Origin of the sequence: Falsihalocynthiibacter sp. BN13B15 (assembly GCF_041205415.1) — a bacterium.
GTDB classification, from domain to species: Bacteria; Pseudomonadota; Alphaproteobacteria; order Rhodobacterales; family Rhodobacteraceae; genus Falsihalocynthiibacter; species Falsihalocynthiibacter arcticus.
The window spans coordinates 149,426-164,131 of the sequence record NZ_JBGFCE010000005.1 but is presented as its reverse complement, the minus strand read 5'-3'; the positions used below and the strand labels follow the sequence as shown (position 1 = coordinate 164,131).

17 protein-coding genes are annotated in these 14,706 nt (G+C 54.6%); 11 read left to right on the top strand and 6 right to left on the bottom strand.

What is annotated here, in order from left to right; translation table 11 throughout:
• Nucleotides 1-27: 27 nt before the first annotated feature.
• On the bottom strand, nt 28-867 hold the full coding sequence (locus tag AB9F26_RS10590; protein ID WP_335583758.1) for an EAL domain-containing protein: 840 nt from the start codon (nt 865-867) through the stop codon (nt 28-30).
• Nucleotides 868-983: 116 nt separating this feature from the next.
• On the opposite strand from AB9F26_RS10590, the gene AB9F26_RS10585 reads away from it, so the two are divergent.
• The gene (locus AB9F26_RS10585; protein WP_369754798.1) at nt 984-1,553 is read left to right on the top strand and encodes a DNA-3-methyladenine glycosylase I; all 570 of its coding nucleotides are present in this window, start codon (nt 984-986) and stop codon (nt 1,551-1,553) included.
• 5 nt (nt 1,554-1,558) lie between these two features.
• Here the strand turns inward: AB9F26_RS10585 and AB9F26_RS10580 are convergent, their stop codons facing one another.
• Nucleotides 1,559-2,107 (bottom strand): TlpA family protein disulfide reductase, encoded by a 549-nt coding sequence (locus AB9F26_RS10580; RefSeq protein ID WP_369767989.1) that lies wholly within the window; start codon nt 2,105-2,107, stop codon nt 1,559-1,561.
• A gap of 27 nt (nt 2,108-2,134) precedes the next feature.
• On the opposite strand from AB9F26_RS10580, the gene argH reads away from it, so the two are divergent.
• Genes argH through AB9F26_RS10560 form a run of 4 tightly spaced genes read left to right on the top strand, consistent with a single transcriptional unit; the run spans nt 2,135 to nt 4,201 of the window.
• Nucleotides 2,135-3,550, top strand: coding sequence for an argininosuccinate lyase (gene argH, locus AB9F26_RS10575; RefSeq protein ID WP_369767988.1), 1,416 nt, complete (start codon nt 2,135-2,137; stop codon nt 3,548-3,550).
• Nucleotides 3,551-3,694: an argininosuccinate lyase gene (locus tag AB9F26_RS10570; RefSeq protein ID WP_335583754.1), complete on the top strand. Its 144-nt coding sequence runs from the start codon at nt 3,551-3,553 to the stop codon at nt 3,692-3,694.
• 25 nt (nt 3,695-3,719) lie between these two features.
• Nucleotides 3,720-3,884 carry a hypothetical protein gene (locus AB9F26_RS10565; RefSeq protein ID WP_369767987.1) on the top strand — a complete coding sequence of 55 codons (165 nt, stop codon included), beginning with the start codon at nt 3,720-3,722 and terminating at the stop codon, nt 3,882-3,884.
• Complete coding sequence (locus tag AB9F26_RS10560; protein ID WP_369754795.1) at nt 3,884-4,201, top strand: DUF2834 domain-containing protein; 318 nt, start codon at nt 3,884-3,886, stop codon at nt 4,199-4,201. Before AB9F26_RS10565 ends, AB9F26_RS10560 begins: the two co-directional genes overlap by 1 nt.
• A 3-nt stretch (nt 4,202-4,204) precedes the next feature.
• Here AB9F26_RS10560 and AB9F26_RS10555 read toward each other — a convergent pair whose 3' ends face one another.
• Nucleotides 4,205-4,576: a VOC family protein gene (locus AB9F26_RS10555; protein WP_369754794.1), complete on the bottom strand. Its 372-nt coding sequence runs from the start codon at nt 4,574-4,576 to the stop codon at nt 4,205-4,207.
• 146 nt (nt 4,577-4,722) lie between these two features.
• On the opposite strand from AB9F26_RS10555, the gene lysA reads away from it, so the two are divergent.
• Together lysA and AB9F26_RS10545 are read left to right on the top strand one after the other, a co-directional pair.
• Nucleotides 4,723-5,988, top strand: a complete 1,266-nt coding sequence (lysA, locus tag AB9F26_RS10550; protein ID WP_335583750.1) for a diaminopimelate decarboxylase — start codon at nt 4,723-4,725, stop codon at nt 5,986-5,988.
• Between the two features lie 37 nt (nt 5,989-6,025).
• Nucleotides 6,026-8,608, top strand: a complete 2,583-nt coding sequence (locus tag AB9F26_RS10545) for a TIGR02302 family protein (protein ID WP_369767986.1) — start codon at nt 6,026-6,028, stop codon at nt 8,606-8,608.
• A 17-nt stretch (nt 8,609-8,625) separates the two neighbouring features.
• Here the strand turns inward: AB9F26_RS10545 and AB9F26_RS10540 are convergent, their stop codons facing one another.
• Nucleotides 8,626-9,474, bottom strand: coding sequence for a zinc-ribbon domain-containing protein (locus AB9F26_RS10540; protein ID WP_335583748.1), 849 nt, complete (start codon nt 9,472-9,474; stop codon nt 8,626-8,628).
• A 163-nt stretch (nt 9,475-9,637) separates the two neighbouring features.
• On the opposite strand from AB9F26_RS10540, the gene AB9F26_RS10535 reads away from it, so the two are divergent.
• The 4 genes from AB9F26_RS10535 to AB9F26_RS10520 are packed head-to-tail and all read left to right on the top strand — an operon-like array spanning nt 9,638 to nt 12,565.
• The gene (locus AB9F26_RS10535) at nt 9,638-10,309 is read left to right on the top strand and encodes an ATP-binding cassette domain-containing protein (protein ID WP_335583747.1); all 672 of its coding nucleotides are present in this window, start codon (nt 9,638-9,640) and stop codon (nt 10,307-10,309) included.
• Nucleotides 10,306-11,211 (top strand): ABC transporter permease, encoded by a 906-nt coding sequence (locus AB9F26_RS10530; protein WP_039001854.1) that lies wholly within the window; start codon nt 10,306-10,308, stop codon nt 11,209-11,211. Before AB9F26_RS10535 ends, AB9F26_RS10530 begins: the two co-directional genes overlap by 4 nt.
• Nucleotides 11,208-11,948 carry a lysophospholipid acyltransferase family protein gene (locus AB9F26_RS10525; protein WP_335583746.1) on the top strand — a complete coding sequence of 247 codons (741 nt, stop codon included), beginning with the start codon at nt 11,208-11,210 and terminating at the stop codon, nt 11,946-11,948. Before AB9F26_RS10530 ends, AB9F26_RS10525 begins: the two co-directional genes overlap by 4 nt.
• An 11-nt stretch (nt 11,949-11,959) precedes the next feature.
• Nucleotides 11,960-12,565, top strand: coding sequence for a pyridoxamine 5'-phosphate oxidase family protein (locus AB9F26_RS10520; RefSeq protein WP_335583745.1), 606 nt, complete (start codon nt 11,960-11,962; stop codon nt 12,563-12,565).
• A 5-nt stretch (nt 12,566-12,570) separates the two neighbouring features.
• On the opposite strand, the gene AB9F26_RS10515 is transcribed toward AB9F26_RS10520, so the two are convergent.
• Nucleotides 12,571-13,533 (bottom strand): acetyl-CoA carboxylase carboxyltransferase subunit alpha, encoded by a 963-nt coding sequence (locus tag AB9F26_RS10515; protein WP_335583744.1) that lies wholly within the window; start codon nt 13,531-13,533, stop codon nt 12,571-12,573.
• A 173-nt stretch (nt 13,534-13,706) separates the two neighbouring features.
• Entirely contained in the window at nt 13,707-14,666 is a 960-nt protein-coding gene (locus AB9F26_RS10510) for an L-malyl-CoA/beta-methylmalyl-CoA lyase (RefSeq protein WP_369767985.1), read from the bottom strand.
• Nucleotides 14,667-14,706: the final 40 nt, after the last annotated feature.

Below are 14,706 nucleotides of genomic sequence, written 5' to 3'. Positions count from 1 at the left end.
CCGTCTTACGCAAGGAAAACCGTGATATTATCCAGTTTTCTCCACGAGTTCTTTTTGCCATGGAGGACGAATTGTTGGCGCGCCAAAATAATACCCCTGAAGGCAATCGATACCAATGGATTGAAGGAAAGCAACATCCTCCTTGTTTTCAACACTTTCAGCGACGGTAAACATTTCAAATTGTGAAGCGATAGAGCAGAGCGCTTTGGTCAGGACTTGGTTGTCGGGATCTGTGGCTATTCCACGAATGAATTGTCCGTCAATTTTGATAATGTCGAAGAAAAAATCCTTGAGATAGCGGAACGCGGTATAGCCCGCCCCGAAATCATCGAGCGCAAACGAAATTCCACGCAGATTTAGATCTTTCATGAATGAAGTCACGAGTTCCGGCATGAGCATAGCGGAGCCTTCGGTGATTTCTAGAATCAAGCGTTCGGCAATAGTAGGGTCTCGATCCAGCCCATATTCCAAAGTGCGCATCCAGCGTTGATACCCGATCGATCGCGCGGACATGTTGATAGACAGGCGTAAGCTCGGCTGATCGAGAAGGGTTTGTAGACCCATTTCCAAAGCAAGACAGTCCACCTTGCGACCAAGCTCTTTGTTTTCGATGGCATCAATAAATTCGTGGGCTGGAATGACGCGCCCATTATCGTCGAGCAACCGCACGAGGCCTTCATAAAAAGCAACACGACCTGGGCGCGATGCCTGAACAACAGGTTGAAAGGCTAAGATTGCCCTTTTATTGTCGAGCGCATGCTGCACAAGGGAAAGCACATTTAATTCCTGTTCCGCTTGAGCAAAAGAAAAAGGGTTTTCTGGGCCCTCAATCGCCTCTGTGACATATCCATTCTTTGTTAAACGCATTTTTTTCTCCCTCACCAACAGGTTTAGAATGCCTCCTGATAGTTTAATAGCTGGTGAAAGTTCGTATTTGGTTCTAATTTACGACGAAATGTAGGGAGTCCGGTTTAGGGGGGAATATGCAGGAAAGATGCGGTTGGGTTGGGCAGGAAGACATATACATTGCTTACCACGACACCGAGTGGGGCGTCCCTGTTTATGACAGCCGCGCTCTCTGGGAAAAACTGGTTCTAGACGGGTTCCAAGCGGGGTTGAGTTGGATCACCATTCTCAAGAAGCGTCAGAACTTTATTGAGGCCTTTCATGGTTTTGACCCAAATGTGATTGCCACATGGGGCGAGCCAGAAATCGAAACGCTTTTGCAAAACCCGGGCATTATTCGCCACCGTGGCAAGATCGCTGCGACCATTTCAAATGCGCGTGTTTGGCAGGCTATTGAGCAAGAGCAGGGATTTGATACCTATCTTTGGAATTTTGTTGATGGAAAACCACTTCAAAATAACTTCAAATTATTAGCCGATGTTCCGCCGTCAACACCGCTCTCAACCGAAATATCCAAGGATCTTAAAAAACGCGGGTTTAAGTTCTGTGGGCCGACGATTGTCTATGCCTTTATGGAGGCGGTGGGCATGGCCAATGACCACATTGTAACCTGTCCTCGGCATAGCCATTTGAGCGAAACCCGTTGAAAGCATCATTTTTGCGCGATTAATTCTGCGAAAATGGCCTTGGCGCTTTCGCTATCCCATTCTGCTTCGCCAACGAGGCGCGCGACTTCTTGGCCTTGTCGGTCTAGGAGTATCGTTGCGGGCAGGCCTTCGACATTCATTTCACGCGCGAGGGCGCTTTTGGGATCCAACAGGATCGGGAGGTTCTGGATGTTTTCGGTGGCAAACAATTTCTCAATCGCCGCCATTTTGTTGCGCCCTGTGGCGACAGTGACAACGGCGAAGTCCTCGCTCTCCATTTGCGCTGCTAGGCGGTCAAGGGAGGGCATTTCTTTGCGGCAGGGCGCGCACCATGTCGCCCAAAAATTCACCAGCGTAATTTTGCCTTCATAGTCGGACAGAGTTCGCTCGTTTCCCTCGGGATCAAAAAAAATAGCCTCTGCACCTGCCACAGGCGCCGAATGTATTTGCAATTTTTCGAGCGAGCCTACGCGTAGATCCGCCAAATCGGCAAAGGCAGCGTTTGCGCTAAGCGCGAGGCCCGCGTATAGGGGGGCTAACCAAAGATTTCGCATTTTTTCTTCCCTCCAAAGGGCATTAACATGACCAAAAACGATACACCCAAGACTTCTTCCAACCAAATGTGGGGCGGACGCTTTGCCGCCGGACCCGATGCGATCATGGAGGCTATCAACGCCTCGATCAGTTTCGATAAACGCATGGCCGCTCAAGACATTGAGGGTTCTCGCGCCCACGCCGCAATGTTAGCAAGCGCAGGCATCATTACAGATACAGACGCGGTTGCCATTCGGGAAGGCCTTCTCACGGTATTGTCAGAAATCGACAACGGAGAGTTTCAGTATTCAGCCGCCTTAGAAGACATCCACATGAACGTGGAAAGCCGTCTCAAGGACCTGATCGGTGAGCCCGCAGGCCGCCTCCACACAGGTCGCAGCCGCAATGACCAAGTCGCAACCGATTTCCGCCTCTGGGTGCGCGATCAAACGGACGCTGTGATTGTCGGCCTTGAGGCCCTCATCCGCGCGCTTTTGGCGCAGGCCGAGGCGGGCGCTGATTGGGTGATGCCCGGGTTTACCCACCTTCAAGTTGCCCAACCTGTCACTTGGGGCCACCATATGATGGCCTATGTCGAGATGTTTGGCCGCGACATGTCGCGCTTTCGCGATGCGCGGGTGCGGATGAATGAGTCTCCCCTCGGTGCGGCGGCCCTTGCCGGAACCAGCTTCCCGATTGATCGCCACATGACGGCCGAGGCGCTGGGCTTTGATCGGCCTGCCGCAAACTCGCTGGATGCCGTGGCCGACCGCGATTTCGCGCTCGAATTCCTTGCTGCGTCCACAATCACCGCGATGCACCTTAGTCGTTTTGCCGAGGAACTCGTGATTTGGTCCTCTGCGCAGTTCCGTTTCGTGGCGCTTTCGGATCGGTTCTCAACCGGTTCCTCAATCATGCCGCAAAAGAAAAACCCAGATGCCGCCGAACTTATTCGCGCCAAAATTGGCCGGATCATGGGCGCGATGGTTGGGCTGTTTACGGTGATGAAAGGCCTTCCGCTGACCTATTCCAAGGACATGCAGGAAGACAAAGAGCAAGTCTTTGATGCCGCCGACAACCTGATGCTTGCCCTTGCTGCGATGACGGGAATGGTGGCCGATATGACCGCAAACACCAAAAACCTCGAGATCGCAGCGGCCAGTGGGTTTTCAACCGCGACCGACCTTGCCGACTGGTTGGTGCGCGCCCTCAATATGCCTTTCCGCGAGGCACATCACGTCACGGGAACCCTTGTGGCATTGGCGGAAAGTAAAGAATGCGATTTGCCGGACCTTACCTTGTCAGACATGCAATCCGTGCACGAACACATTACTCAAGACGTCTTTGATGTGCTCGGTGTCCATAATTCCGTGGCCTCGCGCGTGTCCTATGGCGGCACCGCTCCGAGCCAAGTGCGCAGCCAGATCGCGCGTTGGACCAAAAAAATCAATAAGGACACCTAAATGAAAAAGCTTGTTTTTCTCGGACTTTTTGCCACTCTTGCCGCTTGTGGTGTCGACGGCGCTCCAACCCCGCCCGAAACCACGACCCCCACGGGGATTACGGTCTCTGGCGAGGCCCGCATGGGTGTCGTAACGAAGTTTTAAGACCCAAGAGGTGTGAAGGTGAAGCATGAAAAAGGTAATCACTGTCATTTTGGTAACGACGCTGTTGGGGGCCTGTGCTGGCCCGCAACACCCACCCGTCGTGAACGGCACCGTCTATGCGGGGACAGGCGGCACCTATAGTCGTGTAGGCATAAGTACGGGTAATTTTGGCATAAATTTAGGGTTCTGATGTCTCCTCTACGTGCAATATATCTTGGATTGGCAATCGTCGGAGCTTTGCTTCCGATGTATCATATCGGGCTTTGGGTCTGGGGAAATGGACCTGCGCCGAAATTGCTGTTTGCCGCGTGGCAGGCCAATTCAGCGACAACGGGCCTCATGTGGGACCTCGTTATTTCAGCCATCGCTTTGAGCGTTTGGATCTTGGCCGAGACTTATGTCCGACGCAATTGGATGGCGCTTGTGGCCTTGCCCGCGACCTTCTTGGTTGGCGTTTCGTGTGGGTTGCCGCTCTACCTTTACTTCCGTTCCCGCCCGATTGAGTAGTGCTTAAACGTGCTGATCAATTAGAATTGGATTGCCATCCGGATCCACAATCATAAAACTCGCGGGGCCTTGCGAGTCGGGATCAATCGGTTGTCCCGCATCCAACCCGCGCTCCGCGAAAGCCTTTTGAAGCACCCTAACGTCGTCAAAGTCGTCCAACGGCTTTGCTTGCGAGTCCCAGCCTGGATTGAATGTCAGGATATTGCGCGGGAACATGCCTTGGAAAAGGCCAATCGTCGTCGTGCCGAGTTGCAGGATGAGCCAACCCTGCGCCACGTCTCCGTGAAAAATCTCAAAGCCCAGTTTTTCATAAAATGCGAGCGAGACCTGAATGTCTTTCACATTGAGGCTGACTGAAAATGCACCTAGTTCCATTGCTTCCTCCCGTTTTGTTAAAGTTTAGCATTTTTTCCCTTTCATGCCTAACCTGCGTTTTTATCGCGGGTTTCGTTTGAAATAGTTGCACGGTCTGGTATGAGCGAAAAAACCCCTTTTGGGGGAGGCATTTGAAAGGCGCGGCAATGGACCATTTTCTGTATCGTAACGGCGAACTTTACGCTGAAGATGTGCGCGTTTCTGAGATTGCAAAGGCGGTCGGCACCCCGTTTTATCTCTATTCCTCGGCAACCTTCCGTCGGCATTTTAAACTGTTTGATGATGCGCTTTCAGGGATGGAGCACCTTGTTTGTTTCGCCATGAAATCCAATTCCAACCAAGCGATCCTAACCCTTTTGGCCAAAGAAGGTGCGGGTATGGATGTGGTTTCGGGTGGCGAATATGCGCGGGCCAAAGCGGCGGGCGTTCCGGGCGACCGGATTGTTTTTTCCGGTGTGGGCAAGACCCGCGAGGAAATGGACGCGGCTCTAATCGGCGGTATTCGCCAGTTTAATGTCGAATCCGAACCCGAGATGATTGTGCTGAATAAAGCAGCGCTGGCGCTGAATGTTATCGCGCCGATTGCAATTCGGGTGAACCCCGACGTTGACGCTAAAACCCATGAGAAAATTGCGACCGGAAAAAGCGAGAATAAATTCGGCATTCCGATTTCACGGGCACGGGAAGTCTATGCGCTGGCCGCTAGTCTTAAAGGGCTGAAAATTATGGGCATTGATGTTCATATTGGTAGCCAGTTGGTTGAACTTGAGCCATTTGAGCAAGCCTACAAAAAGGTACGTGAACTCACCGAAGTCCTGCGCAAAGACGGCCACGAAATCACCCGCTTGGATTTGGGCGGCGGCTTGGGCATTCCTTACGAACGCTCCAACGAAGCCCCTCCCTTGCCCAAGGAATACGGCGCCCTCATTCAGGACGTTTTGGGCGATTTGGGATGCGAAATCGAGATTGAACCGGGGCGTCTGATTTCGGGGAATGCAGGCATTTTGGTCAGCGAAGTAATCTATGTGAAGTCGGGAGAGGACCGCGAATTCCTCATTATCGACGGCGCGATGAATGATCTTGTCCGCCCGTCCATGTATGGCGCGCATCACGACATTATTCCTGTGATTGAGGCCGTACCTGGGGTTGAGCAGGCGAAATACGATATCGTTGGGCCCGTTTGTGAAAGTGGCGACACCTTTGCCAAGGGGCGCAATATGCCGCCATTGACTGCGGGCGACCTAGTGGCATTTCGCTCGGCAGGGGCTTATGGCGCGGTTATGGCCAGTGAATACAATTCGCGGCCCCTTATTCCAGAGGTTTTGGTCGATGGTGATCAATTCGCTGTCATTCGGGCACGTCCGACCTTCCAAGATATGATTGATCGCGATACGGTTCCTTCATGGCTTTAGGTTAGTCCTTGGCCAAAATCACTGCGGAGATGTGCTCTTGAAGTCGGCCGATGCGCAAAATAATCTGTCGAAACGCCTTCGTTGGCCCCTTCGGTTTACGTGGGCCGGACTTGTGGCCGAACGGTTCTTGCGCGCGTTTTGGCCCGTATATAGCCTTGTTTTTACACTCGTAGCGGCGTTTCTTTTCGGTGTGCAGGAGCGCCTGCCGTTTGTCGTGGTCGTGGGGTTGCTTGCGGCTGTCAGTGTTCTTCTCCTCGCGACTCTTGTACGGGCTGTTGCTCGTTTTCGGTTCCCGCATCGCTCCGAATCCTTGGCGCGGTTGGATTCAACCCTTGTGGGCCAGCCCCTTGCGGCTTTGACTGATGCGCAAACTGTGGGCCTTGACGATCCGGCCTCGCGCGCGGTTTGGGAGGCGCATTTGCGCAGGATGGAAGCGAAAACGGCGAGTGCGCAGGCCCCTTGGCCCGATTTGCGCCTCGCGGATCGCGATCCAAACGGGCTGCGCTTGATGGCCGTTACCGCTCTATTGGCCGCCGTGATTTTCGGCGCGCCTAAGTATTTTGGTTCCGTGACAATCCTTTCGGACAACCTCCTCGCGGGACAGGGAGAAGCTGGGGCCCAATGGGAAGGCTGGATTCAACCGCCAAGCTATACGGGCAAACCCACGCTTTATTTAAACGACCTGATCGCACGTTCGGACCTTCAAGTCCCTGAGGGCAGTGTTATTGCCCTTCGGTTCTATGACGAATCCAGTGCAAACTCCCTGAAACAAAACATTGGAACGCTGCCAACAACCGCTCAAGCCTCTGCCGATTTTGGCGGCACAACCTCGCTTTCCCTTTCGGTTGAACGGTCGGGTGATCTCTCCATCAAGGGCGCATATGGAGGCGATTGGAGTATTGAAATGCTCGCGGATGCGGCACCGGAAGTGCGGCTTTCCGCGCCCCCTGTGGCCACGTTGGACGGCGAGTTGCGCCAAGAATTTCGGGCCAGTGACGACTATGGTGTGGCGGCTGGAACTCTGCACGTCACGCTCGATTTAAACGCAGTTGACCGGCGCTATGGCCTGCAGGCCGAACCTGATCCGCAGGAGGATTTGGTGTTGGACCTTCCCCTTGCTTTTTCAGCGGAGTCGGCCGATTTTACCGAAACGGCTGTTGAAGATTTCGCGCCAAATCTTTGGGCGGGGTTGCCGGTAACCTTAGCGCTGCAAGTCGAGGATGATTTAGAGCAAACGAGCGCAATTGAGATTGTGGAAACGACCCTTCCAAAACGCAAGTTTTTTCACCCGCTTGCGGCAAGTGTTGTCGAAGCCCGACGCGACATTTTATGGGCGCGCAGCAATGGGCTCCGTGCCGAGCAGGTTTTGCGGGCCGTGATGCATGTTCCCCAAGATATGAACCTCGACGAGAGTGGCTTTCTTATGCTGCGTGTCGCCCTGCAACGCCTCACAATGGCAAATATCGACGGGCTAAATCCTCAAGAGCAAACGATGATTGCCGATGCGCTGTGGGAGATTGCGCTGCGCATTGAAGAAGGCGGTCTTGAGGATGCAAAGGCGCGTCTGGAACGCGCGCAAGATCGTCTCGCAGAAGCGATGGAACGCGGGGCCAGTGACGAAGAAATCGCCGAGTTGATGGACGAATTGCGCGAAGCGATGGACGATTATGTCAAACAACTCGCCCAGAATTCAGAGCCAAATCCAGATCAACAGAATGCCCAAAATCAAGACTCCACGGATGTGACGCAAGACGAGATTGACGCGTTGATGGATCAAATTCAAGACTTGATGGAGCAGGGTCGGATGGCTGAAGCTCAGCAACTTCTTGAGATGTTGCGCGAGATGATGGAAAATATGCAAGTCACGCAGGGTGGCGAAGGCAACGGCCCACAAACACCTGCCGAACGTGCGATGGAAGACCTGCAAGAGACCCTTCGCGATCAGCAAGACCTCTCGGATGAAGCTTTTCGCAACCTCCAAGAACGCTACAACCCGTCCACCCCACAGGGCCAAGATCCTTCGGCGCAGCCAAGCGAGGACGGCCAAGAAGGGGAGGGCGCAACAGGCGAACAACAGCTTGGTGAGGGGGGCGGCAACGGCGACGAGGAAACCGATCAAGGCCAACCTGGTGGGAGCGAGTCGTTGGCGCAACGGCAGCAAGCCCTTCGGGATGAATTGAGCCGCCAAGAGCAGGCTTTAGGCGAGGGAAACGATGGCGGGTCCCGCGAAGCGCTTGACCGCGCGGGGCGGGCAATGGAAGAGGCCGAAAATGCGCTGGAAGACGAAGACATTCCGCTCGCTTTGGACCGTCAATCAGAGGCGATAGAAGAATTGCGCGAAGGGATGCGTGCCCTTGGTCAGGCCATGGCGGAAGACACCAATAGCGCTGAGGGCGAGAATGGCCAAACCGCACAGGGCGAAGGGCGTGACGGTGGCGACCCCCTCGGACGCGCGCCCGGAACAAGCGGGGCGTCCCGCAGTGACAGCCCCTTTGCCGATGGCGAAAACCCCTATGGTCGTGCACGCGAATTGCTAGACGAATTGCGCCGCCGCGAAGGGGACAAAACCCGCCCAGACCAAGAATTGGAATACCTCCGCCGCCTAATCGATCAATTCTAAATGGCCGAAAAGCCCGCCTACTGGCTGGGGGCTTCGTCGGTGTTGATTTTGGCGATGAGCGTTTCCATAAGGGTATCGATCTTTACGCGACCTTGATCCGCACTCCGCACAAACGATTTCAACGCTGAATCAATTGCGGGCACTTTGGCCCCGATTTGCGGAGCAAAAGTGTAAACCAGAAGCAAGGCTGCCACGAGAACAATAATCAGGCTAAAACCTGTGCGAAAACCACTTCGCTTGTTTGGGGCCTCTTCGTCAGTCTCTTTTGAAACGCCGGTTTTACGATCGGATGTGGCGCGCAATGTGGAATTGATTTCTTCAATGTCTGGCAATAAATCGCGGCGCGAACTCGGAGAGCCATCGGACACATCCTCGGGCTCTATGCCGCGCAACCGCGCTGTACGCTCGCGAACAGCTTCTTCAACATCGGGTTCGTCTGGAAAACTCTTTGAGCGTTGCTCTGGCGCTTCCAAGCCCATATCGGTTTGGGTTTCAAGGTTTGCACCACCTTCGCTAAGGCGCGCTTGGGTTTCCCGCTCCGCTTCCTCGCGCAAGACCTGCATGAGGGTCGAATCAAGGCTCGCACGTTCCGGTCCCTGTGCCGTCGTTGTCTCAGACTCCGCTTGCGCTGCAGGCTCAGCCTCCACAATCTCTTCTATTTCAGGGGCATCTTGGTCACCCGTTTGATCCGCATTCTCGGCAAAAATGTCGTCTTCGAGGTCGGATTTTATGTTGTCATCTTGCGTTGCTGCGGCTTGAAACCACGTGTCACCACAGCTTGAACATTGCACATCGCGCCCGTTTTCGGGGATGAGACGGCTTTCGACCTCATAATGGGCATCGCAATTAGGGCAAATCAGCCTCATCGCTACTCCTTCCTGTCGTGCGGATTTTCCGCGTTTATTGTTTCCACTCTTGCGAGAAACATTAACAGGCGGAAAAGAAAACACAAAGGTTTTGGCCACAGCCATTGCAACCTTTCGCGCGCTTGGGCAAAACTGTGGCAGATTAACCGATAAGGACTCGCTGGTGATTGAACTTCAAAATGTTTCCTATGGCTATGGCGGAGGAGACTTACTCTCTGGTTTGTCGCTCAAACTTGCACCGGGTTCATTCCACTTTCTGACGGGTCCTTCGGGGGCCGGAAAGACAACGTTTCTGAAACTCTGCTACATGCAATTGCGCGCCACCTCGGGGCAGGTTCAGGTGTTTGGCAAAGATGTCAGCACCATGAGTCGCGATGACATCGCCCATAATCGAAGCCGCATTGGGGTGGTTCATCAGGATTGTAATTTCCTCGACCACCTGTCGTTGACCGAAAATGTGGCGTTGCCTCTGGCGGTGACGGGGCGCCAAGTGAACATGGAAGACATGAATGACCTCTTGCAATGGGTCGGGTTGGATAAGCGTAAAACCTTCCGGCCACCGGAACTTTCTGGCGGCGAACGGCAACGCGCTGCACTCGCGCGGGCGGTCATTCAATCGCCCGATGTGATCCTTGCGGATGAACCCACGGGGAATGTCGATTGGGAAATGTCCCAACGCCTGCTGTCGCTCTTGGTGGAACTTAATCGGATGGGCAAAACGATTATGATTGCAACGCATGATCTCAATCTGATCCGGACGGCCAAAAAGCAAGTAAATGCAAGGGTTTTGCGCATCTCAGACAAAACGCTACACCTTGCAGGAGCCGACCTATGAGGGCCCTTCTTGAGCGGGTGACGCGGTTTCTTGACGGTGGCGAAGCTTCACATAACGTCGTTCCACCCGCAGGTTTTACGGCGACGCTGACGTTGTTTACCGCGGGGGCTATGGGGTTTCTCGCGGTGTTTGCGCTGGCGCTTTCGTTGGCGACGGATCGGCTGGCAAACCGCTGGGCCTCTGAATTGGCCCGCACCGCCACCGTCCGTATTTCGGCCCCGTTAGGACAAGTCGAGGCACAGACGCAAGCCGCGCTTCGGGTGTTGGAAACGACCCCAGGCGTTGCTTCTGCGCGGGCCTTTGACCTTGAGGAACAAAAGGCGCTCCTTGCCCCATGGTTTGGGCCTGATTTACCCATCGAAACCCTGCCGATCCCCCAATTGATCGAGGTTTTGGAAGACGAGGAGGGCTACGATGCTGAAGGGTTGAGCCTTCGACTGCGCGCGGAAGCTCCGGGAGCCGTTCTTGACGATCATACGCGCTGGCGGCGACCCCTTGTGAAAGCTGCGGAGCGGCTTCGGATGCTCGGCCTGATTTCGATTGCTCTTATTACGGCGGCAACGGGCGCGATGATTACCCTCGCGGCAAACTCGGCCCTTGCGGCAAACGCACAAATAATAGGCGTCCTTCGCTTGGTCGGGGCGCGTGACATCTTTATCGCACGCGCTTTCGTGCGCCGCTTCACAATTCGGGCCTTTGTTGGCGCGGCTATTGGCACCCTATTCGCAACAACCGCTATCGCCTTCCTCCCCCGCACCGACGCTGCGGGCGGATTTCTCACAGGGCTTGGCTTTCAAGGTTTCCACTGGCTCTATCCCATGCTTGTGCCCGTTTTATCATCGCTCGTCGCTTATAGCGCGACCCGCTATTCCGCTCTGCGCGTTTTGAAAGGGCTCACATGACTTGCGCCATTCAATGGGTTCGATCCCTTCTGTTTAGCATTCAGATGTATGTGATGATGTTTGTGCTCGCGTTGTATTACACGCCGCGCGCCGTGTTTAATCGCGACTATGCGTTCCACGGCGTGCATGCTTATTGCCGCTATGTACGCTGGAGCGCGGCGTGGATGATTGGATTGAAAACCGAAGTGCGTGGAGAAATTCCGACGGACGAAGTGTTGATTGCTTCCAAGCACCAGAGCTTTCTAGATATCATTATGATTGTCTCCGAAGTGCCGCGTCCGAAGTTCATTATGAAAGCGATCCTAAGGTTTGCGCCGATTTTGGGGTGGTACGGAATGCGTATCGGCTGTGTTCCTGTGGATCGTGGCAAACGGGGCGCGGCGATCAAAAAGATGATTGCGGATGTGAAGTCTGGCGCACAACTTCCCGGTCAATTAATCATTTATCCCCAAGGAACGCGTGTCGCACCGGGCGTGGAGCGCCAGTACAAAGCGGGTGTAGGCATTCTATATACCCAAACGGGTCAAGCCTGCGTCCCTGCCGCCACCAACGTTGGAGTGTTTTGGCCGCGCCACGGGATTTATCGCAAACCGGGTACGGCAGTCGTTGAGTTTTTCCCACCAATTGCCCCAGGTTTGGCGACCAAGGAATTCATGGAGAGACTCGAAAACATCATTGAACCTGCGTCGGATCGCTTGGCAATTGAGGCTGGTTTTTTGGGCAGTCACACAACATAGGATTCTGGGCAATGGATTTCATCACCGACATTGAAGCGCTGGAAGGGCTCTATGGAAAACCGGGGGGCGCATCGCTTGAGAAGGTGGCAGCCTGTATCACACCAGCCTATCGCGCATGGATAGAGCGCTCTAAGTTATGCATCCTCTCGACTGTTGGACCCGAAGGAACGGATGCAAGCCCGCGCGGAGATGACGGCCCCGTTGTGCGCGAGTTGGACCCTGTTACCTTGGCGTTGCCAGATTGGCGCGGCAACAACCGGATGGATTCGCTACGTAATATTGTGCGCGATCCGCGTGTGTCGTTGATGTTTTTCGTGAACGGCAGTCACAACGTTATTCGCGTGAATGGCCTCGCAAAAGTAACGGTTGATGCGCCTTTGCTCGAAACCTTTGTGACAAAAGGCAGTGCGCCGCGCAGTGCGATCATCCATCAGATTTCAGAGATTTACTCGCAATGTGCCCGCGCGTTGATGCGTGCGAACCTTTGGAGCGGTGAAGATGAGACACAAGGGTTGCCCAGCATGGGGGATATTCTGCGCGAGCAAACGGGTGGGGACTTTGACGGCGCAAGCTATGACCGTGATTGGTCTGCTCGCGCCGCAAATACAATGTGGTAGATTGGCTAGGCGGAAAGGCCTTTTGCACCCAAGTCGAGGAACTTTTTGCGGCGTTCCTTGATGAGGACTTCTGGTTTCTTTTTAACCAGCACCTTTAGGTGTTTCTCGATCGCTTTGCCCACCGCCGCGATTGTCGCATGCGGAGCGCGATGTGCGCCGCCGATGGGTTCTGGAATAACTTCGTCCGCCACGCCAAGTGTCAACAAATCCTGTGCTGTAATCCGGAGCGCCTCGGCCGCTTCTCGCATCCGCGCGGCATCTTTCCAAAGGATCGACGCACAGCCTTCCGGGGAAATCACGGAATAAACCGAGTGCTCTAGCATCACGAGCGTATTGCCCGCCGCCAAAGCAACGGCCCCGCCCGATCCGCCTTCCCCGATCACAACCGTGATCATGGGTACGCCGAGTTTGAGGCATTTTTCTGTGCAACGTGCGATGGCTTCGGATTGGCCGCGCTCTTCGGCCCCTTTGCCCGGAAACGCACCGGTTGTATCAACGAGTGTGATGACGGGAAGGTTGAAACGGTCGGCGAGGTCCATCAAACGGATCGCTTTGCGATAGCCTTCGGGCCGCGCCATGCCAAAATTCCGCTCGACGCGGGATTTTGTGTCGGAACCTTTTTCTTGGCCGATAACCACAACGGCTTGGCCGCCCAAACGCGCAAGGCCGCCAATAACCGCGAGATCGTCTGCGAAGTTCCGATCGCCTGCTAGGAGCGTGAAATCGGTGAAAAGTTGCTCAATATAGTCGAGGCAATGTGGGCGATCAGGGTGCCGCGCGACTTGGCATTTGCGCCACGCCGTTAGATTTTTATACAAATCCTTCATAAGAGTCTGCGCCTTGGCATCAAGCGCCTTGGCCTCTGCCTCTACGTCCATCTCTTCATTCTTCCGCGCCATCGCGCGTAGCTCTTCGGCTTTGCCTTCGATTTCCGCCAAGGGTTTTTCAAATTCGAGATAATTGTTCATAGCCGTCTCCACGTCGCTTTGCACAGATATATGACAATCTACAGCGGTATTTGCAATGTCTGTAGTTGGGTTAGGCACAGCTAAATGTCTGTGGATTGGCCAGATTCGATTTAGCTCCACCTTTCTCACAGAAACGGGGGGGCGTATCGGGCCAAGTAATTTGGCAATAGGCTTTAGGTTCCCAGTATCAACTCGGATTGCCGTACAATGACCTGCGCCTGTTTGATGCTGGCAATATCGACCAAACGTCCCTTGAAAACCGTGGCCCCTTCGCCCTTGGCGGTGGCGGCGTCCATCGCGGCGAGGATTTCGCGCGCTTCGGCAACTTGCGCCTCCGACGGGGTGAAAACCTCATTTGCAATGCCGATTTGTTTGGGGTGGATGGCCCATTTCCCAACCATACCGAGGGTCGCCGAGCGCCGCGCCTGTGCGCGATAGCCCTCATCGTCCGAGTAATCGCCAAAAGGGCCATCGACAGGCAAAATCCCATGCGTACGGCACGCTGCAACAATCGCCGCTTGCGCCCAATGCCACGGATCGGACCAATGTTGGACCCCATCGCGCAGCATGTAATAATTTTCCTGCGTGCCACCAATTCCCGTTGTTTGCATCCCCATCGACGCGGCAAAATCGGCGGCGCCAAGGCTCATCGCTTGCAACCGTGGGCTGGAGGCAGCGATTTCTTCGACATGAGAAAGGCCCGCCGCGCTTTCGATGATAACCTCAAAGGAGATCCGTTTGCTGCGCCCCTTTGCGGCTTCAATGGCACTCACGAGGGCGTCGACGGCATAGACATCGGCGGCGCATCCAACTTTGGGGATCATGATTTGATCCAGCCGATCGCCCGCTTGCTCAAGTAAATCAACAACATCGCGATACCAATAGGGCGTATCAAGGCTGTTGATTCTAACGGATAGTAGCTTATCGCCCCAATCAATGTCCCCAATCGCGGCGATGATATTGGCGCGCGCTACGGCTTTGTCCGCAGGGGCGACGCTGTCTTCAAGATCAAGATTGATCACATCCGCCGCGCTGGCGGCCATTTTTTCAAAGAGCGCGGGCCGCGAGCCGGGGCCGAAAAGCTGACAGCGGTTGGGACGGGCAGGGGCGGTAGGTTGTATGCGAAAACTCATGGGGGCCTCAATGGGTGCGTAAGTTTATTTCAATTGTTGC